This is a genomic window from Thermaurantiacus tibetensis (assembly GCF_015354055.1).
In the GTDB taxonomy this organism is placed as follows: Bacteria; Pseudomonadota; Alphaproteobacteria; order Sphingomonadales; family Sphingomonadaceae; genus Thermaurantiacus; species Thermaurantiacus tibetensis.
Window position 1 is genome coordinate 220,626 of record NZ_JACHTM010000003.1, and the last position, 23,590, is coordinate 244,215.

16 protein-coding genes and 1 other RNA gene are annotated in these 23,590 nt (G+C 70.0%); 4 read left to right on the forward strand and 13 right to left on the reverse strand.

Translation table 11 applies throughout. From position 1 onward, the window contains the following. Nucleotides 1–61 precede the first annotated feature (61 nt). Nucleotides 62–1,501 carry an aldehyde dehydrogenase family protein gene (locus H3H34_RS09660; protein WP_194745078.1) on the reverse strand — a complete coding sequence of 480 codons (1,440 nt, stop codon included), beginning with the start codon at nt 1,499–1,501 and terminating at the stop codon, nt 62–64. An 86-nt stretch (nt 1,502–1,587) separates the two neighbouring features. Here H3H34_RS09660 and H3H34_RS09665 point away from each other — a divergent pair, with 86 nt between their 5' ends. After that, nucleotides 1,588–3,174, forward strand: coding sequence for a leucyl aminopeptidase family protein (locus H3H34_RS09665; RefSeq protein ID WP_194745079.1), 1,587 nt, complete (start codon nt 1,588–1,590; stop codon nt 3,172–3,174). A gap of 3 nt (nt 3,175–3,177) precedes the next feature. Here H3H34_RS09665 and H3H34_RS09670 read toward each other — a convergent pair whose 3' ends face one another. From H3H34_RS09670 to dapF, 4 genes are read right to left on the reverse strand one after another with little or no spacing between them, the layout of a single operon-like run. Beyond that, a complete protein-coding gene (locus H3H34_RS09670) occupies nt 3,178–3,759 on the reverse strand; it encodes a septation protein A (protein ID WP_194745080.1) in 582 nt (193 codons plus the stop codon). Beyond that, on the reverse strand, nt 3,756–4,709 hold the full coding sequence (gene ftsY / locus H3H34_RS09675) for a signal recognition particle-docking protein FtsY (RefSeq protein ID WP_194745081.1): 954 nt from the start codon (nt 4,707–4,709) through the stop codon (nt 3,756–3,758). Before ftsY ends, H3H34_RS09670 begins: the two co-directional genes overlap by 4 nt. After that, nucleotides 4,706–5,821 carry a radical SAM protein gene (locus H3H34_RS09680; protein ID WP_194745082.1) on the reverse strand — a complete coding sequence of 372 codons (1,116 nt, stop codon included), beginning with the start codon at nt 5,819–5,821 and terminating at the stop codon, nt 4,706–4,708. Before H3H34_RS09680 ends, ftsY begins: the two co-directional genes overlap by 4 nt. Next, a complete protein-coding gene (gene dapF, locus H3H34_RS09685) occupies nt 5,818–6,603 on the reverse strand; it encodes a diaminopimelate epimerase (RefSeq protein WP_194745083.1) in 786 nt (261 codons plus the stop codon). The genes H3H34_RS09680 and dapF overlap by 4 nt, the downstream gene beginning before the upstream one ends. Before the next feature lie 119 nt (nt 6,604–6,722). Here dapF and H3H34_RS09690 point away from each other — a divergent pair, with 119 nt between their 5' ends. The 3 genes from H3H34_RS09690 to H3H34_RS09700 all read left to right on the forward strand — a co-directional run bounded on the left by H3H34_RS09690 (nt 6,723) and on the right by H3H34_RS09700 (nt 9,504). Then, nucleotides 6,723–7,025, forward strand: a complete 303-nt coding sequence (locus tag H3H34_RS09690) for an acyl carrier protein (RefSeq protein ID WP_194745084.1) — start codon at nt 6,723–6,725, stop codon at nt 7,023–7,025. Between the two features lie 132 nt (nt 7,026–7,157). Next, nucleotides 7,158–8,357: an alanine racemase gene (locus H3H34_RS09695; protein ID WP_194745085.1), complete on the forward strand. Its 1,200-nt coding sequence runs from the start codon at nt 7,158–7,160 to the stop codon at nt 8,355–8,357. Between the two features lie 97 nt (nt 8,358–8,454). Further along, nucleotides 8,455–9,504: a 1,9-bis(guanidino)-5-aza-nonane synthase gene (locus H3H34_RS09700; RefSeq protein ID WP_194745086.1), complete on the forward strand. Its 1,050-nt coding sequence runs from the start codon at nt 8,455–8,457 to the stop codon at nt 9,502–9,504. A 58-nt stretch (nt 9,505–9,562) separates the two neighbouring features. On the opposite strand, the gene H3H34_RS09705 is transcribed toward H3H34_RS09700, so the two are convergent. The 8 genes from H3H34_RS09705 to rpoB all read right to left on the reverse strand — a co-directional run bounded on the left by H3H34_RS09705 (nt 9,563) and on the right by rpoB (nt 23,320). Beyond that, a complete protein-coding gene (locus H3H34_RS09705; protein WP_194745087.1) occupies nt 9,563–10,189 on the reverse strand; it encodes a PEPxxWA-CTERM sorting domain-containing protein in 627 nt (208 codons plus the stop codon). A 163-nt stretch (nt 10,190–10,352) separates the two neighbouring features. After that, nucleotides 10,353–11,546: a class I SAM-dependent RNA methyltransferase gene (locus H3H34_RS09710; RefSeq protein WP_194745088.1), complete on the reverse strand. Its 1,194-nt coding sequence runs from the start codon at nt 11,544–11,546 to the stop codon at nt 10,353–10,355. Nucleotides 11,547–11,936: 390 nt separating this feature from the next. Beyond that, a complete protein-coding gene (gene gmk, locus H3H34_RS09715) occupies nt 11,937–12,551 on the reverse strand; it encodes a guanylate kinase (RefSeq protein ID WP_194745089.1) in 615 nt (204 codons plus the stop codon). A 47-nt stretch (nt 12,552–12,598) separates the two neighbouring features. Beyond that, on the reverse strand, nt 12,599–13,090 hold the full coding sequence (locus H3H34_RS09720; protein WP_194745090.1) for an SspB family protein: 492 nt from the start codon (nt 13,088–13,090) through the stop codon (nt 12,599–12,601). Nucleotides 13,091–13,232: 142 nt separating this feature from the next. After that, nucleotides 13,233–13,596, reverse strand: a transfer-messenger RNA (tmRNA) gene (gene ssrA / locus H3H34_RS09725). Then, nucleotides 13,563–14,756: a glycosyltransferase family 4 protein gene (locus H3H34_RS09730; RefSeq protein WP_194745091.1), complete on the reverse strand. Its 1,194-nt coding sequence runs from the start codon at nt 14,754–14,756 to the stop codon at nt 13,563–13,565. The genes ssrA and H3H34_RS09730 overlap by 34 nt, the downstream gene beginning before the upstream one ends. A gap of 247 nt (nt 14,757–15,003) precedes the next feature. Beyond that, entirely contained in the window at nt 15,004–19,134 is a 4,131-nt protein-coding gene (gene rpoC, locus H3H34_RS09735) for a DNA-directed RNA polymerase subunit beta' (RefSeq protein ID WP_194745092.1), read from the reverse strand. Nucleotides 19,135–19,171: 37 nt separating this feature from the next. Continuing rightward, complete coding sequence (gene rpoB, locus H3H34_RS09740) at nt 19,172–23,320, reverse strand: DNA-directed RNA polymerase subunit beta (protein WP_194745093.1); 4,149 nt, start codon at nt 23,318–23,320, stop codon at nt 19,172–19,174. Between the last annotated feature and the right edge of the window lie 270 nt (nt 23,321–23,590).

Below are 23,590 nucleotides of genomic sequence, written 5' to 3' on the forward strand. Positions count from 1 at the left end.
CAAGCCACCTCACCGGCGCGCCCGGCTCAACGGGCCGCCGCGCCGCATGCGGCCGCGAAGGTCACTCGGCGGCCTGCGCCATGCTCCAGCCGATGACCGCCTTCGTCTCGAGGAACTCGGCGAAGGCGTGGTCTCCCCACTCCCGGCCGTTGCCGGACTGCTTGTAGCCGCCGAAGGGGGCCATGAAGTCGGGGGCAGCGCCATTGAGGATGACCTGGCCGGCACGAAGCTGGCGCGCCACCGCCCGCGCCTCGTCCTCGGGCCCCTGGACATAGGCGGCAAGCCCGTAGGGCGTGTCGTTGCCCAGCGCGATCGCCTCCTCGACGCTGTCATATGGCAGCATTGCCAGCACAGGGCCGAAGATCTCCTCGCGGGCGATGGTCATGTCGTTCGTCACGTCGGCGAAGACGGTGGGCTTCACATAATAGCCGCGGGGCAGTCCATCGGGCCGGCCGGGGCCGCCCGTCACCAGCGTCGCCCCTTCGGCAAGGCCGGTCTCGATGAGACGCTGGATCTTATCGAACTGCGCCTGCGAGACCACAGGGCCAAGCTGGCTGTTGCCCGTCGGGTCTCCCACCGTCATGCCCTCGGCCGTGGCCTTCGCGACCGCCTTCGCCTCCTCCATCCGCGCGCGCGGCACGAACATGCGGCTGGGCGCGTTGCAGCTCTGGCCCGAGTTCATCATCATCGTCTGGACGCCGGCGCCGACGGCCTTCTGAAGATCAGCACCGGGCAGGATGATGTTGGGGGACTTGCCGCCGAGCTCCTGGTGCACGCGCTTGACGGAGGGCGCGGCCTTCACCGCGACATCGACTCCGGCCCGAGTCGAGCCAGTGAAGCTCACCATGTCCACCTCCGGGTGGGCAGCAATCGCGGCACCCACGGTCGGCCCATCGCCGTTCACGAGGTTGAACACGCCCTTCGGCACGCCAGCGGCGTGCAGCACCTCCGCCCAGAGGATGGCGTTGAAGGGCGCCACCTCCGAGGGCTTCAGCACCATGGTACAGCCGACGGCGAGCGCCGGCGCCACCTTGCAGGCGATCTGGTTGATGGGCCAGTTCCACGGCGTGATGAAGCCGCAGACGCCGATCGGCTCCTTGAGAAGCAGGGTCGTGCCGCGCTCCTCCTCGAAGCGGTAGTCGCGGAGCACGGCCATCGCCGTCTGGAGATGCGCAAGCCCGAGCGCCGCCTGCGCCTGCATGGCGAGCCACGCCGGTGCCCCCATCTCCTCGGTGATGACGGCCGCGATCTCGGCGTAGCGCTTCTGGTATTCGGCCGCGATGGCGCCAAGCAGCTCCAGCCGCTCGGCCCGGCTCGTGCGCGAGAAGGCGGGGAAGGCCGCGCGGGCGGCGGCAACGGCGCGATCGACGTCGGCCGCGGTCCCGAGCGCCACGCGCCCCATCGGCTCCTCGGTTGCCGGGTTGATGACCTCGAGCGGCTGCCAGCCCGGCGCCGGCTCCACCCACGCGCCGTCGATGTAGAAGCGAAGGGCCTCCCGCATGCGTCTCTCCTTCCCCGTGTCCGCCCTTGCCCTAGCCCGCCGGACCGGCTTTCTGGAAGGCCCCACGCGCCTTTCCGGGAGACGTCATGACCCCTGCCGCCCGCCTGCTCGTCGCCGCCCTCCTCGCTGCCGCCCCGCCGCTCGCCGTGCCTCCGGCTGCCGCGACCGGCACGCTCGTGCCGCCCTCCACCATTCCCAACTCGGCGCCACGGCCCATTCGCTTCGCCACCGCGCCCGCGTCCGGCGGAACCCTCGCCCTCGTCGTCGCCGGAGACCTGGCGTCGGCCACCTCGGGCCTGCCCGCCGCCCTCGCTGCCGCCGTGCGCGATGGCGCTGCAGCGGCCGGCTTCGAAGCAAAGCCCGACCAGACGCTCGTGCTCGTCAACGCGGCCGGCCACGCGCGGATCCGCGTCTACGGCGCCGAGCCGAAGCTCGCAGCAGCCCGCCTGCAGGACCTCGGCGGCCGGATCGGCCAGGACACGCGCGAGGATCGCGGGCCCGTCTCGGTGCTCGCGGCCGGCGTCGCCGGAGACGGCGCGGACGTGACGGCGGAGCTTGCGACGGGCTTCGGCCTCGGGGCCTACCGCTTCGACCGCTACCGCACCGAAGGCCGCCGCGCGCTGCCGACCGAGCCCGCCACCTTCGTGTCGGCCGAACCGGCCGCCTCCGAAGCGCGGTTCCGAGCCGAAGGCGCCCACCTCGTGGAGGCGGTGACGTTCGCGCGCGACCTCGTCACCGAGCCGGCCAACGTCCTCTACCCCGAGAGCTTCGTCGAGCGGGTGCGCGACGCGTTCCGCGGCGTGCGCGGCGTGTCCATCGAGGTCCTGGATGAGGCCGCAATGCAGCGGCTCGGCATGGGCGGCATCCTCTCGGTCGGGCAGGGGTCGAGGCGGCCGCCTCGGCTCCTCGTGGTGCGCTACCGCGGCGCGGGCGATGCCGCGCCCGTGGCGCTGGTGGGCAAGGGCATCACCTTCGATTCCGGGGGCATCTCGATCAAGCCGGCCGCCGGCATGTGGCGGATGAAGTACGACATGTCGGGCGCGGCGCGGGTGATGGCGGCGACGCTCGCCGCCGCCCGCCGTGGCGCTCCAGTCAACGTGACGGCGGTCGCGGCACTCGCCGAGAACATGCCCGACGGCAATGCCACTCGCCCGGGCGACGTGGTGCGCACCCTGGGAGGCAAGACCATCGAGATCATCAACACCGATGCCGAGGGCCGGGTGGTGCTGGCGGACGCCAATCAGTATGCCGCCCGCGACCGGCCGGCGGCCATCGTCAACATGGCAACGCTGACCGGCGCGGCGGCGGCCGCGCTCGGGGACCAGTATGCCGCGCTCTTCGCGCGCGACGAGCCGCTCGGCCGGCGGATCGAGGCGGCCGCGGCGGCGAGCGGCGATGCCGTGTGGCGGCTGCCGCTCCACCCCGCCTATGCCCGGCTCGTCCGCTCCGATATCGCCGACGTGCGCAACTCGACCGAGGGCGCCGGCCCTGGCGCCAGCCTCGGCGCCCACTTCATCGAGGCCTTCACGCCGGCGGCCATCCCCTGGGCGCACCTCGACATCGCGGGCGTCGCGTGGCGCCTTGCCCCGACCCAGGGCGTCGACCCGCAGGGCGCGTCCGCCTGGGGCGTGCGCCTGCTCCACGAGCTGCTCAAGGGCTACGAGCGGCGCTGAGGCTCAGTCGAGCTTCAGCCCGTGGCGCTTCAAGAGCGGGATCTGGGCGATTGCGAACAGGAAGGTGAGGAGCGTGTCGCCCCAGACCTTGAAGTGAACCCACACCTCGGTCGGAAAGCCGCGCCAGAACAGCTCGTTGAGGCCGGCGAGCGCGAGGAAGAACCACGCCCAGCGGCGCTGGAGCAGGCTCCAGCCCAGGTCGGAAAGGCCGGGCATGGCCGCACCCAGCAGCATCCGCAGGTAGTTGCGGCCCGTGAGCGAGCCGAAGCCGAGGATGGCTGCGAACATGAGGAAGAGGATGGTGGGCTTCACCTTGATGAAGGTCTCGTCGTGGAGCCAAAGAGTGAGCCCGCCAAAGACTGCCACAAGCGCGCCCGAGAACCAGGTCATGGCCGGCACGTGGCGGGTAAGCCACCAGCTTGCCGCCACCGCCACTGCAAAGGCTGCCATGAAGGCCCCAGTCGCCACGAAGATGTCGAAGCGCGCGTAGGCTAGGAAGAAGACGAGGAGCGGCCCGAGATCGAGCGCAAGCTTCGCAAGCGGCGGAAGGGCGCGTTCGGCCGCGGGCGGCGCGGGTTCGGTCACGCCCCCTCCCCCACCAGCGCACGGGCGAAGGCGCGCGGGTCGAACGGGCGCAGATCCCCGAGCCGCTCGCCAACCCCGACCGCATGGATAGGCAGGCCGAACGTCTCGGCTGCCGCCACCAGCACGCCGCCGCGCGCCGTGCCGTCGAGCTTGGTCATGACGATCCCCGTGACACCCGCCACCTCGCGGAACACTTCGATCTGCGAGAGGGCGTTCTGCCCGGTCGTCGCGTCGAGCACGAGCACCACATCGTGCGGCGCGCTCGGGTCCTGCTTGGCGAGCACCCGGCGGATCTTGGCAAGCTCGTCCATGAGGCCCGCCTTGTTCTGGAGCCGTCCAGCCGTGTCCACGAGGAGCACGTCGCGGCCGCTCGCCTTCGCTTCCTCCATGGCGCGGTAGGCGAGGCCGGCAGCGTCCGTCCCCTCCGCGCCAGCAACCACGGGCACGCCGAGCCGCTCGCCCCACACCTTCAGCTGCTCCACGGCCGCGGCCCGGAAGGTGTCGCCGGCGGCGAACATCACCTCATAGTCCTCCTCCTGGAAGAGGTGGCCGAGCTTGGCGATGGTCGTCGTCTTGCCGGTGCCGTTGACGCCGACGACGAGGATGACGTGCGGCCGCGGGAAGGCGGTGACGGCAAGCGGCCGGGCAAGCGGCGCGAGAATGGCCGTCACTTCCTCGACGACGATCCGCTTCACCCCGGCAAGATCCACCTCGCCCACCACGCGGGCCTCGCGCAGCCGGTCGGTGATGCGCGCGGCCACCGCGGGCCCGAGGTCGGCCGCGATCAGCGTCTCCTCGAGCGCGTCGAGGTCGGCCGGCTCGAGGGTGCGCGTGCCGACGAGAAGGGTGAGCGATTCGGAGAGCTTCGCGCTGGTGCGCTGGAGCCCTGCACGCAGCCGGGCGAGGAACCCGCCCCTGCCCGTGACCTCGGTGCTGCCGCCCTCGGTCATGCGACCAGCCTCCCGTCCGAAACGGCGCGAACGGTGACTCGCGCGAGCGCTCCCCGCGGCAGCGGCGCGGCAAGCCGGACCTCGGCAAAGTGCGGGGCAAGCCCGACTGCGCCTTCGCTCACCACCTCGAGCGTCCGCCCGACGAAGCCGGCGAGCCAGGCTTGCTGCCGGGCCGAGGCAGCCGCGCGGAGCTCGGCCGCGCGGCGGCGCGCTTCTGCCGGGGGCACCTGCGGCATGCGCGCGGCCGCCGTGCCTGGCCGCGGCGAGTAGGGGAAGACATGGGCGTGGACGATGTCGAGCGCCGCGAGCGCGGCGAGGCTCGCCCGGTGCGCGGCCTCGCCCTCGGTCGGGAAGCCGGCGATGAGGTCGGCGCCGATGGCGATGTCGGGGCGCACGGTCTTCAGCCTGGCCACGAGGCGGCGGGCATCGGCCAGCAGGTGACGCCGGCGCATGCGCTTCAGCACCAGGTCGTCGCCCGACTGGAGCGAGAGATGAGCATGGGGCATCAGCCGCGGCTCGGCAAAGAGGGCGACGAGGCGGTCGTCAACGGCTGCCGGGTCGAGGGTGGAGAGCCGCAGCCGCGGGAGAGCCGGCACGCGCGCCAGCACCGCCTCGACGAGCGTGCCAAGGCGCGGCGCGCCTGGAAGGTCCGCGCCCCAGCCGCAAAGGTCGACGCCCGTCAGCACCACCTCGCGCGCGCCGCGGGAGACGAGGGCGGACACCGCCTCGACCACGGCCTCGACGGGCGCCGAGCGGGCGGCCCCGCGCGCGAGCCGCGTCACGCAGAAGGTGCAGGCGTGGGCGCAGCCATCCTGCACGGCGACGAAGCCGCGCGCGCCAAGCGTCGCGGGCGCCGCAAGCAGCGGCTTGGCGACCAGGCGCACGGCGAGGTCCGAAAATCGCTCGGGGGCAACCACCGCCGCACAGCCGGTCACCCAGACCTCACCTCCCCCGCCCAGCGCGCGCTTCGCTGCCGCCCGCGCATCGCGCACGGCCCCGGCGGTGACGGCACAGCTGTTGATGACGGTGCGGCCCGGGCCGGCCCAGCGGGCAAGCGCCTCGGCTTCCGCCCGGTTCGCCCGGCAGCCGTGGGTGATGACGGTTGCGTTCACGGCTCCACCTCGCCGCGGAACACGAAGGCGACCGGCCCCTCCATCAGCAGCTGCCCGTCGGGCCGCTCGGCAATGCGGAGCTCTCCTCCGGGAAGCGCCACCGTCGCGGATGCATCCACCAGCCGCCGCCGCCGGGCCGCCGCGAAGGCCGCACACGCCCCGGAGCCGCAGGCAAGCGTGAGCCCCGCGCCGCGCTCCCACACGCGCAGGCGGATCCGGTCCCGGGCCTCGACGGCGGCCACGCCCACGTTGACTCGCTCGGGAAACAGGGGGTCGCCCTCGATGACGGGCCCCAGCCGCTCGAGCGGCACGGCCGCCGGATCGGCCACGAAGAAGACGAGGTGCGGGTTTCCGATCGAGACGGCGGAGGGCTCGGCCAGCCCGTCCCAGGCGACCGGCATGGCGAGCGTGTCCATCGGCATCGCCAGCGGAATCTCCTCCCAGCCGAAGCGCGGCCGGCCCATGACGACGCCATGCGCCTCACCTTCGGTCTCGAGCACGCCCGCCGCCGTCTCGATCCGCCGCGCGCCGGTCAGCGCGGCCACGCAGCGGGTGCCGTTGCCGCAGGCCTCAGCCTCGCTGCCGTCCGGGTTCCAGATGCGGAGGAACAGGTCCGCCCGGCTGCTCGGCTCGAGCCGGAACAGCTGGTCGCAGCCGATGCCGACGTGCCGGTCGGCGAGGCGCCGCACGGTCTCGGCATCGAGGGGCACGGGCCGCTCGCGCGCGTCGAAGATGACGAAATCATTGCCTGCCCCGTGCATCTTGACGAAGGGAACCGCCATCGCGGGCGGCCATAGGGGCCGGCTTCGGCACTGGCAATCGCGCGCGGTTGCAAGCGGCGCGTGCCGCGTGTAGGGCGCGGCGCCTGCAAGAAATCTGCAACAGCGAGCCCCGAACCCCGATGCCCCCGGCCAGCGGACCCGACGACGTCCTCGCGCGCGTGGCAGCCGTCCTTGGCGAGACCCTGGGTCTTGCGCCGGACCGCACCGCGGACCTTGCCCGCGACACCCGCCTGTTCGGCAACTTGCCCGAACTCGATTCGATGGCAGTTGCCACCGTGCTGACCGCGCTCGAGGACGAGTTCGGCATCCTCATCGACGACGAGGACGTAACGGCCGAGCTGTTCGACAGCGTCGGCGCGCTCGCTGACCACGTCGCAGCCGAACTCGCCCGCCAGCACCGAGGCCAGCGCGCCCGCGCCTGAGCCACGCCGGCCCGCGCCTCGAAACGGGCCTTTACAACCCGCCCCCGTGGTCCCATATGCGCGCCCCGCTGCCCCATGGGACTTCCACCGCAAGGCAGCCTGTTCGCAACTGCTTCGTGGAGGTCCCTTGAGTTGTTCGAGAGCCATCACGCGCTGGGGGTAGCGCAAGCGCTGGCACCGGCCCGGCCGGTTACCCTCGTCCGCCCGCACGCCGCACGCGCGGCCGCGCGATTCTTCGCCCGGCACTTCCCGGGGCGAAGCTTCTACGCGGTCAAGGCGAACCCCGACCCCATGCTGCTCAACGAGCTGTGGGCGGGCGGAATCCGTGCCTTCGACGTCGCCTCGATCGGCGAGGCCCGGCTCGTCCGCGCGCTGCTGCCCGAGGCCACGCTTGCCTTCATGCACCCGGTCAAGGCCGAGGAGGCGATCGCCGAGGCCTATGCGCTCGGCTGCCGGATCTTCTCGCTCGACAGCCATGAGGAGCTGGCGAAGATCGTGCGCGCGACCGGCGGCGCGACCGACCTTTCGCTCCTCGTGCGGCTGCGCGTGTCCTCTGCGCATTCGAAGCTGAGCCTCGCCTCGAAGTTCGGGATCGGCGTGACGGAGGCGCCCGCGCTTCTCATGGCCGCGCGGCAGGTGGCCGATTCGCTCGGCGTCTGCTTCCATGTGGGCAGCCAGGCCATGACGCCACAGGCCTATGCCGATGCCATGGCCTTCGTCCGCGCGGCGATCGTCGAGGCATCGGTCACGGTCGACGTGATCGACGTGGGCGGCGGCTTCCCGTCGCGCTACCCGGGGATGGAGCCGCCACCGCTCCTCGCCTACTTCGCGGTCATCCACCGCGCGTTCGAGGCGCTGCCCATCTCCTACTCGGCCGAGCTCTGGTGCGAGCCCGGCAGGGCGCTCGCCGCCGACTATGCGAGCGTGCTCGTGCGCGTGGAGAAGCGCCGCGGCGAGGAACTCTATGTCAATGACGGCGCCTACGGCTCGCTGTTCGACGCCGCGCACGTCGCCTGGCGCTACCCGGCGAGGCTCGTTCGCGCCGAGCCCAGCACGGCGCAGCCGCTCGGCTTCGCCCTGTGGGGCCCCACCTGCGACGACATGGACCACATGAAGGGGCCGTTCGTGCTGCCGGCGGACGTGCGGCCGGGAGACTATCTCGAGATCGGCCAGCTCGGCGCCTACGGCCAGGCCATGCGGACCGGCTTCAACGGCTTCGGCGAGCATGACGCGGCCATCGTGCACGATGCGCCGATGCTCTCGCTCATCCCCGACGGCGAGGACGCGGCCGTGCCGGACAACGTCATGCCGCTCATCCGCCGCCAGGCCTGACCGCGAGGACTGGCAACCCGTCACGAAACCGCCCTAGGACAGGCGCGGAGCGCCCCGGGCCGCCAAGGCCCGGGACGTCTCCGCCATGGAGGACCCGATGACCACCCGCATCAACGACCAGAGGAAGCGCGAGCTCCTGTCGAAGACCGTCGAGCACATCGACATCCGCAGCTTCGACGCCCGGCCGATCATCGAGCGCATGGCCGACATGTCGTTCACCAGCCGCGACCTCGCGCGCGCGACCCGCATCTACAACCAGATGCTGGCCGACCCCGAGTGCACCATCTTCCTCGTGATCGCCGGCTCGACCTCTGCCGGGGGCTGCATGGACCTCTATGCGGAACTCGTGCGCTCGAACATGGTCGATGCCGTGGTCGCAACCGGCGCCACCATCGTCGACATGGACTTCTTCGAGGGCCTCGGCCACCGGCACTATCAGGCGCTCGAGGTGCCCGACGACGACACGCTGCGCTCGCTCTACATCGACCGCATCTACGACACCTACATCGACGAGGAGGAGCTGCAGGACTGCGACTTCACTATCGGCCGCATCGCGGACTCGCTCCCGCCCCGCGCCTACTCGAGCCGCGCCTTCATCCGCGAGATGGGGCGTTACCTCGTCGAGCACGGGAAGAAGGAGAACAGCCTCGTCAAGCTCGCCTACGAGCATGACGTGCCGATCTTCTGCCCGGCCTTCACCGACTCGTCGGCCGGCTTCGGCCTCGTCAAGCACCAGGTGGACCGGATGAAGGCGGGCGAGCCCTACCTCACGATCGATTCGATCGCCGACTTCCGCGAACTCACCGAGATCAAGATCCGCGGCGGCACCTCGGGCCTCCTCATGGTGGGCGGCGGCGTGCCGAAGAACTTCGTGCAGGATACGGTGGTGTGCGCCGAGATCCTGGGCCACGAGGATGTCGAGCCGCACAAATATGCAGTGCAGATCACGGTGGCCGACGTGCGCGACGGCGCCTGCTCCTCCTCCACCCTCAAGGAGGCGGCGAGCTGGGGCAAGGTCTCGACCGCGATCGAGCAGATGGTCTTCGCCGAGGCCGGATCGGTCATGCCGCTGCTTGCCTCGGATGCCTGGCACCGCGGCCTCTGGAAGGAGCGCACGCCCCGCCGCTGGGCCAGGATCTTCGACTGACGCGAAGAAGGGCGGGCCACGCGGCCCGCCCTTCCCCTGGTGACGAACGGTTGACCGGTCAGGCGGCGAGCGCCGTCCGGCGCCGGCGCGCGGCGTGGCCCACAAGGCCGAAGCCGGCGATCAGCATCGCCCAGACGCCCGGCTCCGGAACTCGGGGATTGGCGCTGCCGAAGGTGATGTTGTCGAAGCCGGTCTGGTTCGCCGTGCCGCCGAAGTCGATCGAGAAGGCGGTGCCAGAGAAGGTGACGCCGACGGGCGACCAGCAGGCAAAGGCGCCGGTCGGGTCGCCGGGGCAGCCGAAGGCCTGAGCGACGAGATTGAGAGTCGCCAGCACGTTGCCAGTCGCGCCCGGGCCGTCATAGACGGTGACCGACGCTGCAACGGACGACGTGTACCAGAAGCTGAAACCGGTGGTGAAGCCGGCCGGCACGTCGAGGATGGCGTTGTTCGCATCGAGGAAGAACATGATGGTGTTGGGCGACGGCTCGTTGGCGAAGTTGCCCGAGCCCCCGGCATCCGCGTCGACGATGGCGAGCGTGGCCGGCGAGAAGATGTAGTCGGGCGCGTAGAAGGCGCCGACCGGGTTCAGGTTGCCGATGCCCTCGAAGGTGAGGACGGTGACAGCGGCCGTTGCGGGCGCAGCGACGAGGGCCGCACCGGCGGCGGCAAGGAGAAGCTTCTTCATGGACTGACCCTCCGAACGAAGCGCGGACCCCCCGCACTCCTTTTTAGGTGGAGCAAGATTCGTGCCAAACTTCTCACCTTCGTGAACTCAAAGGGTTACCCGCGCCGCCGCCAGCGGTCCTGTCAAGAAATTTTACATGTCAGCCCGTCCGGTCGATGATTTCTCATCGGAGACAGAATCGTGCGGCCAGCTCGACATGGGTGGACCATCTGAACTGGGCCACCGGCCAGAGCGTCTCGAGGCCGTAGCCGGCAGCTACCAGCCGCTCGGCATCGCGCGCGAAGGTGGCCGGATTGCACGAGACAGCCATCACGACGGGCACGCGGGCAGCCGCGATCTCGGCCGTCTGGGCGGCGGCACCGCTCCTCGGCGGGTCGATGACGACCGCCTCCAGACCCCGAAGCTCGGCAGCGGCAAGGGGCCGGCGGAAGAGATCGCGGTGCTGCGTCTCGACCGGGCGGCCCGCGGCCTGCGCCGCACGCGCCAGTGCCGCAACCGCCGGCCCAGAGGCATCTGCCGCGAGAACGCGCGCGCCGCGCAAAAGGGGAAGCGCGAAGGTGCCCACCCCGCAAAAGAGGTCGGCCACCCGGCGCGCGCCCGCCGCACCTTCCAGAACTGCGGCCACCAGCGCCGCCTCGCCATCGGCCGTCGCCTGCAGGAAGGCGCCCGGCGGCAGGGTGACGGGAACGCCCCCCAGCGTGACCGAGGGCGTCTTCGGCGCCACGACCGTCTCGATACCGAACGGCCCCTCGACCGAAAGCCGGGCCAGCCCCTGCGCCTCGGCAAAGCGGGTCAGCGCCTCCACCACCGGCAGGGCTTCGGCCGCCAGGTTCGAAAGCAGCAGGTCCACCCCGCCGTCCGTCGTCGCCATGGTCACCCCCACCACGGCGCGCGGGGGCATGATGTCCGCAAGGAGCGCGCGGAGCGGCGCGAAGAGGGCGAAAAGCTCCGGCGCAAGCACCGGGCACATCCCGAGGTCGACGAGCTGATGGGTGCCTTCGGCGTTGAAGCCGAGCAGCACGCGCCCCTCGCGGCGGACCGCACGCAGGCTCGCGCGCCGCCGGCTGAACGGGGGCGACAGGTGCACGGGCCGGACCTCGCGCGGCGCAATGCCGAGCCTGCGCAGCGGCTCGAGGATCCTCGCTGCAGTGAACTCCGCCAGCACCGGCTCGCTGGCGTGCTGCAGCTGGCAGCCGCCGCAGATGCCGAAGTGGCGGCAGGGCGGCCTGACGCGCCCGGGGCCTGGCACGATGCTGCCGTCGGGCGCGACACGGTCGCCGGGAACCGCGCCGGGAACGAAGCGGCCATCGGCCGAGACACCGTCCCCCCGGGCGGCGAGCCGGACGATCTCGCTCACGCCAGACGCCTTCCCACCGGCCCGAGCCTCGCGGCGTGACGCGAAGGCGCCCGCGTGTCGCCGCGGGCTGCAACCGCCCTGCCGCACCCGTTCACGCGGGCGAAAGGTTGAAGGCCGATGACGGAGTGGTGACAGCCCACCGGCCGATCCTTGCCCTTCTGGCCTTGGCCCTGTGCCTCCCCGGCTGCGCGCGGTCCCTCCTCTACGTGGGCGGATCCGATGGCATCGCAGCCCCCGGAGAGATCCCGCGGGACTCGCGCGGCGAGCCCGTGTGGAGCGCGATTCGCCCCACGCCGCCCGGGTGGACCCGGGCCGACTCCTCGAAGCCGGCGCCGCCGCAGGGCGGCAGCCAGCCCTGAGGGGCGGCGACGCAGGGGCCGGGAAGCCCGGTCAGTCGAGGAGGGACCGGACGAGGCGGAACAGCCCGATCTGGCGCGGGCGGCGCAGCCGCTCGGCGGCAACGATCGTCCGGATGTTGGCGAAGCAGGCATCTGCATCGTCGTTGACGAGCACATAGTCATATTCGGCGAAATGGCTGATCTCGTCCTTCGCCTTGGCCATCCGCCCGGCGATGACCGAGTCGGGCTCATCCGCGCGGGCGCGCAGCCTCCGCTCGAGCTCGGCCATCGAGGGCGGGAGCAGGAAGATCGAAACGAGGTCGGCATCGGGCTCCTTGCGGAACTGCGTCTGCGCCAGCTGCTGCGCGCCCTGCCAGTCGATGTCGAACAGCACGTCGAACCCGTTGTCGATCGCCTCGCGGACAGGGGCGCGGGGCGAGCCGTAGAAATTGCCGAATACGCGCGCCCATTCGAGGAAATGCTCCTGCTCGATCAGCTGCTGGAAGGTCTCCGGGCTCACGAAATGATAGTGGACCCCGTCCACCTCGCCTGGGCGCTTCGGGCGCGTGGTGACCGAGACCGACATCCGGATGGCCGGGTCGCTCTCGAGCAGCCGCCGCGACATGGTGCTCTTGCCCGCCCCCGACGGCGAGGAGAGCACGAGCATCAGGCCGCGGCGCTCGGGTCGGGGCGCGGAGGCGCAGGCGTGACCCGTCACGATTTTCGGCGCGTGAAGTCGAGGCTGACGACGTTCGAGCCCGCGGTCTCTCCCTCCGGCGCCGGGGCCGGGTCTTCCGGGGCGGGCGACGGCCCATCCGGCATGGTCACCGCGAACTGCAGCGCGAAGTTGACGGCCCGGTCGAGAAAGCCGGTGATCGCGGCATAGGGGATCTTCAGGCGCGCTGGCACCTGGTTGAAGGTGAGGCCGATCTCGAAATGGGTCTCCTCCGCCTTCAGGTCCCAGAAGCGGTGCTGGATGACGATCGTCATGTCGTCCGGGTAGCGCTCGACGAGGTAGGCCGGCATCTCCACACCCGGATAGCGCGTCTTGAAGTTGATGTAGAAATGGTGGCCGCCCGGAAGGCCGCCGGCAGCGGCGACGTCGGCGAGTACGCGGCGGATGACGCCGCGCAGGCAGTCCTGCACGATCTCGTCGTAGGGGATGAGGCTGTCCGGCGGGTCCGAAGGCTCGTCGGGGTCGCTCATCGCTGGCTCGGTCTCAGATCGGACATGGACGGCCGCATCTCCCTGACCGCCTGGCCCAGGCGCGTCAAGGCGGGGAAGCTCGGGTCGCCGCAACGACGGGAGGTGCAGGCGCTTCTGTTGCCCGGCGCGCCTGCCTGCCGCTGGAGTCCGATTCTGTTACCGGGTTCGGCCCGAACCCTGCTCAGGCAACGTGATGACGGCCTTGGGGGCCAGCGTCACGCCGCGATCGCAAATGCCTCGTTGTCGTTGGCATTTGTGGGTTGCGAATGGTTTAACGGCACATTCAGGCCGGGCGAAAGCAGCGTCTTTCAGCGCACGTCGATCCTGGTTCGGCCCCGTCAGCCGGGGTGCGGGCCCGGCATCGGCCCTTCGCTGCACCCCGGATGGTGGAGCCGCCGGGTACTGCCCCCGGGTCCGCTGCACCTATTCCACGCCGCCGTTCATCGCCATCTTCGCGATCCCGCGACAGCCCTCATGTAGCGAAGGCCGGCGCGGATTTGAAGCTCTCCCGGCGAACGAGCAGCGCATAGCGGTCGATGACGGCATCGTTCACCCGGTCCCACTCGAAGGCCTGGGCGCGTGCATGGCCAGCCGCGCCATGGGCTGCTGCCATCTCCCGATCCCCGGCATAGGCGGCAATGGCGGCGGCGAACGCCTCCACGTCTCCCGCCGGCACGAGCCGGCCAGTCAAGCCGTCCACCACGAGCGAGCGCGAGCCAGTGGCATCGGCCGCCACCACCGGCACCCCGCAGGCCATGGCTTCCAGCGTCACGTTGCCGAACGTCTCGGTGACGGAGGGGTTCAGGAACAGGTCGGCCGAGGCATGGGCCCGCGCCAGGGCCTCACCGGTCAGGAACCCGGTGAAAATGGCACCCGGAGCCGCGCGCTCGAGGAAGGCGCGCGCCGGACCATCGCCCACCACCAGCAGCCGGTGGGCCACGCCAAGCGCCCGCAGCCTCGCATCGACCGCAGCCACCACATCGAGGCCCTTCTCGAGCACCAGCCGGCCGACGAAGCCGACGGTGAAGTCGGAATCGCCGATCCCGAGGCTCCGCCGCCACCCGAGGTCCCGTCGGCCGGGGTGGAACAGGGCGTGGTCGACCCCCCGGCTCCAGATCCGCACCCGCTGCGAGAAGCCGCCGGCGCGCAGCAGCTCGGCCATCCCCTCGGTCGGCGCGTAGATCTCGGCGAGGTCGCCGTAGAAGCGGCGCAGCATGTCCTCCGCCCAGCCGCGGAGCCAGCCGAGCCCGTAGTAGTCGCCGTAGGTCTCGAAGCGCGTGTGGACCGAGGCGACCACCGGCAACCCGCGGGCGAAGGCCCAGCGCTTGGCGCGGTGGCCGAGGAGGTCGGGGGCGGACAGGTGTACGAGGTCGGGTGCAAAGGCCTCGAGGTCTGCGCGCACCCGGCCAGACAGGCCGAGACCGAGGCGGTATTCGCTGCGGCCGGGGATGGGCACCGAGGGCACCGGCACAAGGTCTCCGGTGGGCGGGAAGGCCGGTGTCTTCGACACGGGGGCATAGACTCGCGGCAGCGTGTCGCCACGCGCGAGCATGCGCCCCACGAGCCGGTTGAGCGCCTGGTTGGCGCCATCCCTCACATAGTTATAGTTGCCGGAGAAGACCGCAACGCGCAGCGGGCGGCCCGCCGGGCCAGCGCGGTCGGACATGACGCGGCTCATAGTGGGGATCGGCTGCTCGCGAAAGCCCGGGCGGAACCTTCCGGCATGGGTCGCGCAGCCACGCCTCCGACGGTCCGCCTCTCCCCTCTGCCGGCGCTCTCCCGCGGCGGCCCGGAGGCGGGAGGCCGGCAGACGCCCGCCACCGTCGGGGACCGGCAACTCCCGCGCCCCGGACCGCGCGCGGCCACCGCCCGGATGCCGCCGACGGTCGGCGCGCTCCGCCCCGGTGCAGCGCCTACTGGGTGGCGGCCGCGTTCGCCGACGCGATCTTGGCCTGCTGGGCGCGGAGCGCGGCGTCGCGGGCCGAGGCGGCCACCCGCAGCCGCTCCATCGCAGCACCCGTGCCGGCCGGGATCAGGCGCCCGACGATGACGTTCTCCTTGAGCCCCTCGAGCCGGTCCACCTTGCCCTGCACTGCCGCCTCGGTCAGCACCCGCGTCGTCTCCTGGAAGGAGGCGGCCGAGATGAAGCTCCGGGTCTGGAGCGACGCCTTGGTGATGCCAAGGAGCACCGGCTTGGCCTCCGCCGGCCGCCTGCCCTCGGCCTCGAGCTTGGCGTTCACCGCATCGAGCTCGTCCTTGTCCACCTGCTCGCCCCTGAGGAAGGTCGAGTCCCCTTCGTCGACGATCTCGACCTTCTGCAGCATCTGGCGCACGATCACCTCGATGTGCTTGTCGTTGATCTTGACGCCCTGGAGCCGGTAGACTTCCTGGATCTCGGCGCAGAGATACTCGGCCAGCTTCTCGACGCCGAGCACGTCGAGGATGTCGTGCGGGTTTGCCGGCCCGTCGACGAGGAAGTCCCCACGGCGGACCATGTCACCTTCCTGCACGACGATCTGCCGGCCCTTGGGCAGCAGATACTCGACCGGGTCGGAGCCATCCTCGGGCCGCAGGATGAGCCGCTTCTTGGCCTTGTAGTCCTTGCCCATCTCCACCCGGCCATCGACCTTGGCGATGATGCCGTGGTCCTTCGGCACGCGCGCCTCGAACAGCTCGGCCACGCGCGGCAGACCGCCGGTGATGTCGCGGTTCTTGGCGGCCTCGCGCGGGATCCGCGCCAGCACGTCACCGGCTTCCACGTGCTGGCCCTCGGTGACGGAAAGGATGGCGCCAACGGGCAGGAGGAAGCGCCCGGCCTCACCGGAGACGGGGTCGAGGAGGGTGATGCGCGGCCGCAGCTCCTCCTTGGCCCGCGACTTGTACTCCGAGACCACCCGGTTCGCGATGCCGGTCGTCTCGTCCACTTCCTCCTTCAGCGTCTGGCCGTCGACGAGATCCTGGAACTTCACCTGGCCGGCACGGTCGGTGATGATGGGCCGGGTGAAGGGGTCCCAGTCGGCGAGCCGCGCGCCCTTCGTCACCGTGTCGCCCTCGGCGACCGAGAGGAAGGCGCCGAACGGCACCTTGTGGCTCGAGCGCTCGCGCCCGTCGGCATCGACGATGACGATCTCGCCGCCGGTAGGCGCCATGGCGATGAGACGGCCGCGGCTGTCGCGGAGCGTGGGCAGGTTGCGGAACTGCACCCGCCCCTCGACCGGAGCGTCGACGGACGACTGCTCGGAGACCTGCGCAGCGCCGCCGATGTGGAAGGTGCGCATGGTGAGCTGGGTGCCGGGCTCGCCGATCGACTGCGCGGCGATGACCCCGACCGCCTCGCCGATGTTGACCGGCGTGCCCCGGGCCAGGTCGCGCCCGTAGCAGGCAGCGCAGACCCCCCGGGCCGCCTCGCAGGTGAGCGGCGAGCGGATCTTCACCTCGACGACGCCCGCCTCCTCGATCGCGCGGACATGCGTCTCATCGAGGAGCGTGTCGCGCGGAAAGAGCAGGTCGCCAGTCTTGGGGTCCAAGACGTCGTCGGCAAGCGAGCGGCCGAGGATCCGTTCGCCCAGCGTCACGATCGTCGAGCCGCCCTCGACGATCGCCCGGGTGACGAGGCCCCGGAAGGTGCCGCAGTTCTCCTCGGAGACGACGCAGTCCTGGCTCACGTCGACGAGCCGCCGGGTGAGATAGCCGGAGTTCGCCGTCTTGAGCGCCGTGTCGGCAAGCCCCTTGCGCGCGCCATGGGTCGAGTTGAAGTATTCGAGGACGGTCAAGCCCTCCTTGAAGTTGGAGATGATGGGCGTCTCGATGATCTCGCCTGACGGCTTGGCCATGAGCCCGCGCATGCCGGCCAGCTGCTTCATCTGGGCCTGGCTGCCGCGGGCGCCCGAGTGCGCCATCATGTAGATGGAATTGACGGGCTTGCCCGGCACCTGCGCCGAGATCTCCTTCATCATGGCTGCCGCGACCTCGTCGCCGCAGCGGGCCCAGGCATCCACCACCTTGTTGTACTTCTCGCCCTGGGTGATGAGGCCGTCCTGGTACTGCTGCTCGAAGTCCTTGGCGAGCGCGCGCGTCTTCTCGACAAGCTCCGCCTTGGCCGCCGGGATGACCATGTCGTCCTTGCCGAAGCTGATGCCGGCCTGGCAGGCGTAGCGGAAGCCGAGCGCCATGATCGCGTCGGCGAAGAGCACCGTCTCCTTCTGACCCGTATGGCGGTAGACGGTGTCGATGACGTCGCCGATCTCGCGCTTGGTGAGCAGACGGTTCACCGTCTCGAACGGCACCTTGTGCGACTTCGGCAGGCACTCGCCGATGAGCATCCGCCCCGGGGTCGTCTCCACCCGCTTGAGATAGGTGCGGCCGGCCTCGTCGGTCTGCGGCACGCGGGTCACGATCCGCGTGTGAAGGGTGACGGCCCGGGCGTTCAGCGCATGGTGCACCTCGGCCATGTCGGCAAGCACCGCGCCTTCGCCGGGCTCACCCTCGCGCAGCATCGAGAGATAGTAGAGGCCGAGCACCATGTCCTGCGAGGGCACGATGATCGGCTTGCCGTTGGCCGGCGAGAGAATGTTGTTCGTGCTCATCATGAGCACGCGCGCCTCGAGCTGCGCTTCGAGCGAGAGCGGCACGTGGACCGCCATCTGGTCGCCGTCGAAGTCGGCGTTGAAGGCGGCGCAGACCAGCGGGTGGAGCTGGATCGCCTTGCCTTCGATGAGGACGGGCTCGAACGCCTGGATGCCGAGGCGGTGGAGCGTCGGCGCGCGGTTGAGGAGGACGGGGTGCTCGCGGATCACCTCGTCGAGGATGTCCCAGACCTCCCTCCGCTCTTTCTCCACATATTTCTTGGCCTGCTTCAGCGTCATCGACAGGCCCTTGGCGTCGAGCCGCGCGTAGATGAACGGCTTGAACAGCTCGAGCGCCATCTTCTTCGGCAGGCCGCACTGGTGGAGCTTGAGCTCGGGCCCGGTAACGATGACCGAGCGGCCCGAATAGTCCACGCGCTTGCCAAGCAGGTTCTGCCGGAACCGGCCCTGCTTGCCCTTGAGCATGTCGGACAGCGACTTCAGCGGCCGCTTGTTCGCGCCCGTGATGGTCCGCCCGCGCCGGCCGTTGTCGAACAGCGCGTCCACGGCTTCCTGCAGCATGCGCTTCTCGTTGCGCACGATGATGTCGGGCGCGCGCAGTTCGATGAGCCGCTTCAGCCGGTTGTTCCGGTTGATGACGCGCCGGTAGAGATCGTTGAGGTCGGAGGTGGCGAAGCGGCCGCCGTCAAGGGGGACGAGCGGGCGCAGTTCGGGCGGGATGACGGGAATGACCGTCATCACCATCCATTCGGGCCGGTTGCCGCTCTCGAGGAAGCTCTCGATGATCTTGAGCCGCTTGATGATCTTCTTCGGCTTCAGCTCCGACTTGGTGGTCGCCAGTTCCTCCAGAAGCTCGGCCTTCTCGCCCTCGAGATCGAGGTCTTCCAGGAGCTTGCGGATCGCCTCGGCGCCGATCCCGGCGATGAAGCTCTCCTCGCCATATTCGTCCTGGGCCTCGAGATACTCGTCTTCCGACAGCAGCTGGAGCTTCCTGAGCGGTGTCATGCCAGGGTCAAGCACGATGTAGTTCTCGAAGTAGAGAACCCGCTCGAGATCCTTCAAGGTCATGTCGAGCAGCATCCCGATGCGGCTCGGCAGCGACTTCAGGAACCAGATGTGCGCAACCGGCGAGGCTAGCTCGATGTGGCCCATGCGCTCGCGCCGGACCTTGGCAACGGTCACCTCCACGCCGCACTTCTCGCAGACGATCCCCTTGTACTTCATGCGCTTGTACTTGCCGCACAGGCACTCGTAGTCCTTGATGGGACCGAAGATGCGGGCGCAGAACAGACCGTCACGCTCGGGCTTGAACGTCCGGTAGTTGATCGTCTCCGGCTTCTTGATCTCACCGAACGACCAGCTGCGGATCTTCTCCGGGCTCGCGATCGAGATGCGGATGGCGTCGAAGGTCTCCGGCTTCGCCATCGGCGAGAAGACGTTGAGGGCGAGTTCGTTCATCGGGTCCTCCAGGGCGCGAACGCGCGGCGGAACGGGGTCAGGCGGCGTCGGACGAGGTCTCGAGCTCGACGTTCAAGCCCAGCGACCGCATCTCCTTCACCAGCACGTTGAAGCTCTCCGGAATGCCGGCCTCGAAGGTGTCGTCGCCCTTGACGATCGCCTCGTAGACCTTGGTCCGGCCGACGACGTCGTCGGACTTGACCGTCAGCATCTCCTGGAGCGTGTAGGCCGCGCCATAGGCCTGAAGCGCCCACACCTCCATCTCGCCGAAGCGCTGGCCACCGAACTGCGCCTTGCCGCCCAGCGGCTGCTGGGTAACGAGGCTGTAGGGCCCGATCGAGCGCGCGTGGATCTTGTCGTCGACAAGGTGGTGGAGCTTCAGCATGTAGATGTAGCCCACCGTCACCTTGCGCTCGAACGCATCACCGGTGCGGCCGTCGAAGAGGGTCACCTGCCCCGAGCTGTCGAGCCCGGCGAGCTCGAGCATCTGGGTCACGTCGGCTTCCTTCGCGCCGTCGAAGACCGGTGTCGCGACCGGTACGCCCGGCGTGAGCGACTCCGCGAAGCGAAGCAGGTCGTCGTCGCTCATCGACTCCACCCCGGCCTGCCCGCCGTAGATCCGCACGAGGAGCTCGCGCAGCCGGCCGAGGTCGCCGGCCGCATCGCGCACCGCACCCTCGTTCGCGCCGCGGATCTCGTCGAGGAGCGCGGCAATCCGCCGGCCGAGCCCGCGCGCCGCCCAGCCGAGGTGGGTCTCGAAGATCTGGCCGACGTTCATCCGGCTCGGCACACCGAGCGGGTTCAGCACGATATCGACCGAGGTGCCATCCTCGAGGAACGGCATGTCCTCCTGCGGCAGGATCCGGCTGATGACACCCTTGTTGCCGTGGCGCCCGGCCATCTTGTCGCCCGGCTGGAGCTTCCGCTTCACCGCGACGAAGACCTTGACCATCTTCAGCACGCCGGGCGGCAGCTCATCTCCGCGCTGGAGCTTCTCCCGTCGGTCCTCGAGCTTCTCGTTGATCCGCTTGTTGGTCTCGTCCCACTGGGCGCGGGTGGCCTCGAGGCTCGCCTGCACGGCATCGTCGGCGACGACGAACTTCCACCACTCCCGCTTCGGCTGCTCGGCAAGCAGCGCCTCGTCGATGACGGCGCCCTTCTTCGCCCCCTTCGGGCCCGACACGATCGTCTGGCCGACCAGCAGCTCGCGCAGCGTCGCGTAGGTCGCGCGATCGAGGATGGCGCGCTCGTCCTGCGCGTCCTTCTCCAGCCGGTCGATCTCCTCGCGCTCGATCGCGAGCGCCCGCTCGTCCTTGTCGATGCCGTGCCGGTTGAACACGCGCACCTCGACGACCGTGCCGGACACGCCCGGCGGCAGGCGCAGCGAGGTGTCGCGCACGTCGGAGGCCTTCTCGCCGAAGATGGCGCGCAAGAGCTTCTCCTCCGGCGTCATCGGCGATTCGCCCTTGGGCGTGATCTTGCCGACGAGGATGTCGCCCGGCTCGACCTCGGCGCCGACGTAGACGATGCCCGCCTCGTCGAGGTTCCGCAGCGCCTCTTCGCCCACGTTCGGAATGTCGCGGGTGATGTCCTCAGGCCCGAGCTTGGTGTCGCGGGCCATCACCTCGAACTCCTCGATGTGGATCGAGGTGAAGATGTCCTCGCGCACGATCCGTTCGGAAATCAGGATCGAGTCCTCGAAGTTGTAGCCGTTCCACGGCATGAAGGCGACGAGCACGTTCCGCCCCAGCGCGAGCTCGCCGTACTGGGTGGACGGCCCGTCGGCGATGATGTCGCCCTTGCCCACCACGTCACCCACCGAGACCAGTGGCCGCTGGTTGATGCAGGTGGACTGGTTCGACCGCTGGAACTTCTGCAGCCGGTAGATGTCGACCATGGACGTGCCGGGCTCGACATCCTCGGTCGCGCGGATGACGATGCGGCCCGCGTCCACCTGGTCGACCACGCCGGCGCGGCGTGCGGCGATCGCCGCGCCCGAATCCCGGGCAACCGTCGCTTCCATGCCGGTGCCGACGAAGGGCGCCTCGGCCTTGACGAGCGGCACCGCCTGGCGCTGCATGTTGGAGCCCATGAGCGCCCGGTTGGCGTCGTCGTTCTCGAGGAAGGGAATGAGCGAGGCAGCAACGGAGACGAGCTGCTTCGGGCTCACGTCCTGGAGTGTGACGTCCTCCCGCCGGGCCATCAGGAACTCGCCGCCGCGCCGGGCCGAGACCAGCTCGTCGGCAAAGCGCCCGTCGGGCCCGAGCGGCAGGTTCGCCTGGGCGATCGTCTCGCGCGCTTCCTCCATGGCCGAGAGATAGATGACCTCGTCGGTCACCCGGCCGTCGACCACCCGGCGGTACGGCGTCTCGATGAAGCCATACTTGTTGACCCGGCTGTAGGTGGCAAGGCTGTTGATGAGGCCGATGTTCGGCCCTTCCGGGGTCTCGATCGGGCAAATCCGGCCGTAGTGGGTGGGGTGAACGTCGCGGACCTCGAAGCCGGCGCGCTCGCGGGTGAGCCCCCCCGGGCCGAGCGCCGAGACCCGGCGCTTGTGCGTCACTTCCGAGAGCGGGTTCGTCTGGTCCATGAACTGGGAGAGCTGCGACGAGCCGAAGAACTCGCGAACCGCCGCCACCGCGGGCTTCGCGTTGATGAGGTCGTTGGGCATCACGACCGTCACGTCGACCGAGCTCATCCGCTCCTTGACCGCGCGCTCCATCCGCAGCAGCCCCACGCGGTAGCTGTTCTCGAGCAGTTCGCCCACCGAGCGCACCCGGCGGTTGCCGAGGTTGTCGATGTCGTCGATCTCGCCGCGCCCGTCCTTGAGATCGACGAGCGTCTTCACCACGGCGAGGATGTCCTCCTTCCTGAGCGTGGTGAGGTCGTCGGGCGCGTCAAGGCCGAGACGCATGTTCATCTTCACCCGGCCGACGGCGGAGAGGTCGTAGCGCTCGGGGTCGAAGAACAGGCCGTGGAACATCGCCTCCGCCGTCTCGCGCGTCGGCGGTTCGCCCGGGCGCATCACCCGGTAGATGTCGGCGAGCGCCTGGTCCCGCTCCTCGGCCTTGTCCGCGTGGAGCGTCTTCAGGATCCACGGCCCGTAATTGACACCGTCGATGTCGAGGAGGTCGACATGGTCGAAGCCGGCCTTGACGAGCCGGTCGAGCACCTCCTGCGTGATCTCCTCGCCGGCCTCGACATGGATCCGCCCCGTGGCCTCGTCGATCAGGTCGTCGGCGGCATAGCGGCCGAGGATCTCGCCCTCGGGCACGAGGATCCGGGTGAGACCTTCGGCCTGCGCCTTGCGCGCCACCCGCGGAGTCACCTTGGTACCCGCGGGGAACACGACCTCGCCGGTGTCGGCGTTGACGACGTCGAAGGCCGGCTTTGCGCCGCGCCACGCCTCGGCGACAAACGGCAGCCGCCAGCCGCCCCGTGCCGTGTCCCGCTCCCACCGCACCCGGCGGTAGAAGTAATGGAGGATCTCCTCGCTGTTCATGCCGAGCGCATAGAGGAGCGTCGTCACCGGCAACTTGCGCTTGCGGTCGATGCGCACGTTGACGATGTCCTTGGCGTCGAACTCGAAGTCGAGCCACGACCCGCGATACGGAATCACCCGGGCGGCGAAGAGATACTTGCCCGACGAGTGGGTCTTGCCGCGGTCATGATCGAAGAAGACGCCAGGCGACCGGTGCATCTGCGAGACGATGACGCGCTCGGTGCCATTGATGATGAACGTGCCGTTGGGAGTCATCAACGGCATGTCCCCCATGTAGACGTCCTGCTCCTTGATGTCGACGACGCTCCTCGTCTCGGTGTCGGGGTCGATCTCGAACACGATGAGGCGCAGCGTGACGCGCATCGGCGCGGCGTAGGTGATGCCGCGCTGGCGGCACTCCTCGATGTCGTACTTCGGGTCCTCGAGCTCGTAGTGCACGAAGTCGAGCTCGGCGGTTCCGGCGAAGTCGCGGATGGGGAAGACCGAGCGCAGCGTCTTCTCGAGCCCCGAGACGTGGCCGGTTGCAGGATCCGAGCGGAGGAACTGCTCGTAGCTCTCCCGCTGCACTTCGATGAGGTTCGGCATGTCCACCACCTCGGCCGTCGAGCCGAAGCGGCGGCGGATCCGGTAGGTGGGCCTGAAGCGCGAAGACGTGGGGGAAAGCGTAGCCGCGAGCGTCGCCATGAGTGTCCTTCAGCCTGTCGTGCCTGGCGCGCCGAATCGGAACCTTGGGTCACGCCCTCGCGGCCGTGACCGTCAGCTTCCGAAAAACCGTTCAGCTCCATGCGTTTGGCGCGCGGCCGCCATGGCGCACCCTGTCCCGGAGCTGTGCGGGAGCATGCGGGCTAGGCCGCGTCCGCCACGGTGTCAACCGTCCCGTTCGCGCACGCAGGCGAACCGGACACGGCGCATGCTGCGGCAGGTGCCCCGCGTTGCCGAGGCGCTTCGCCGGGG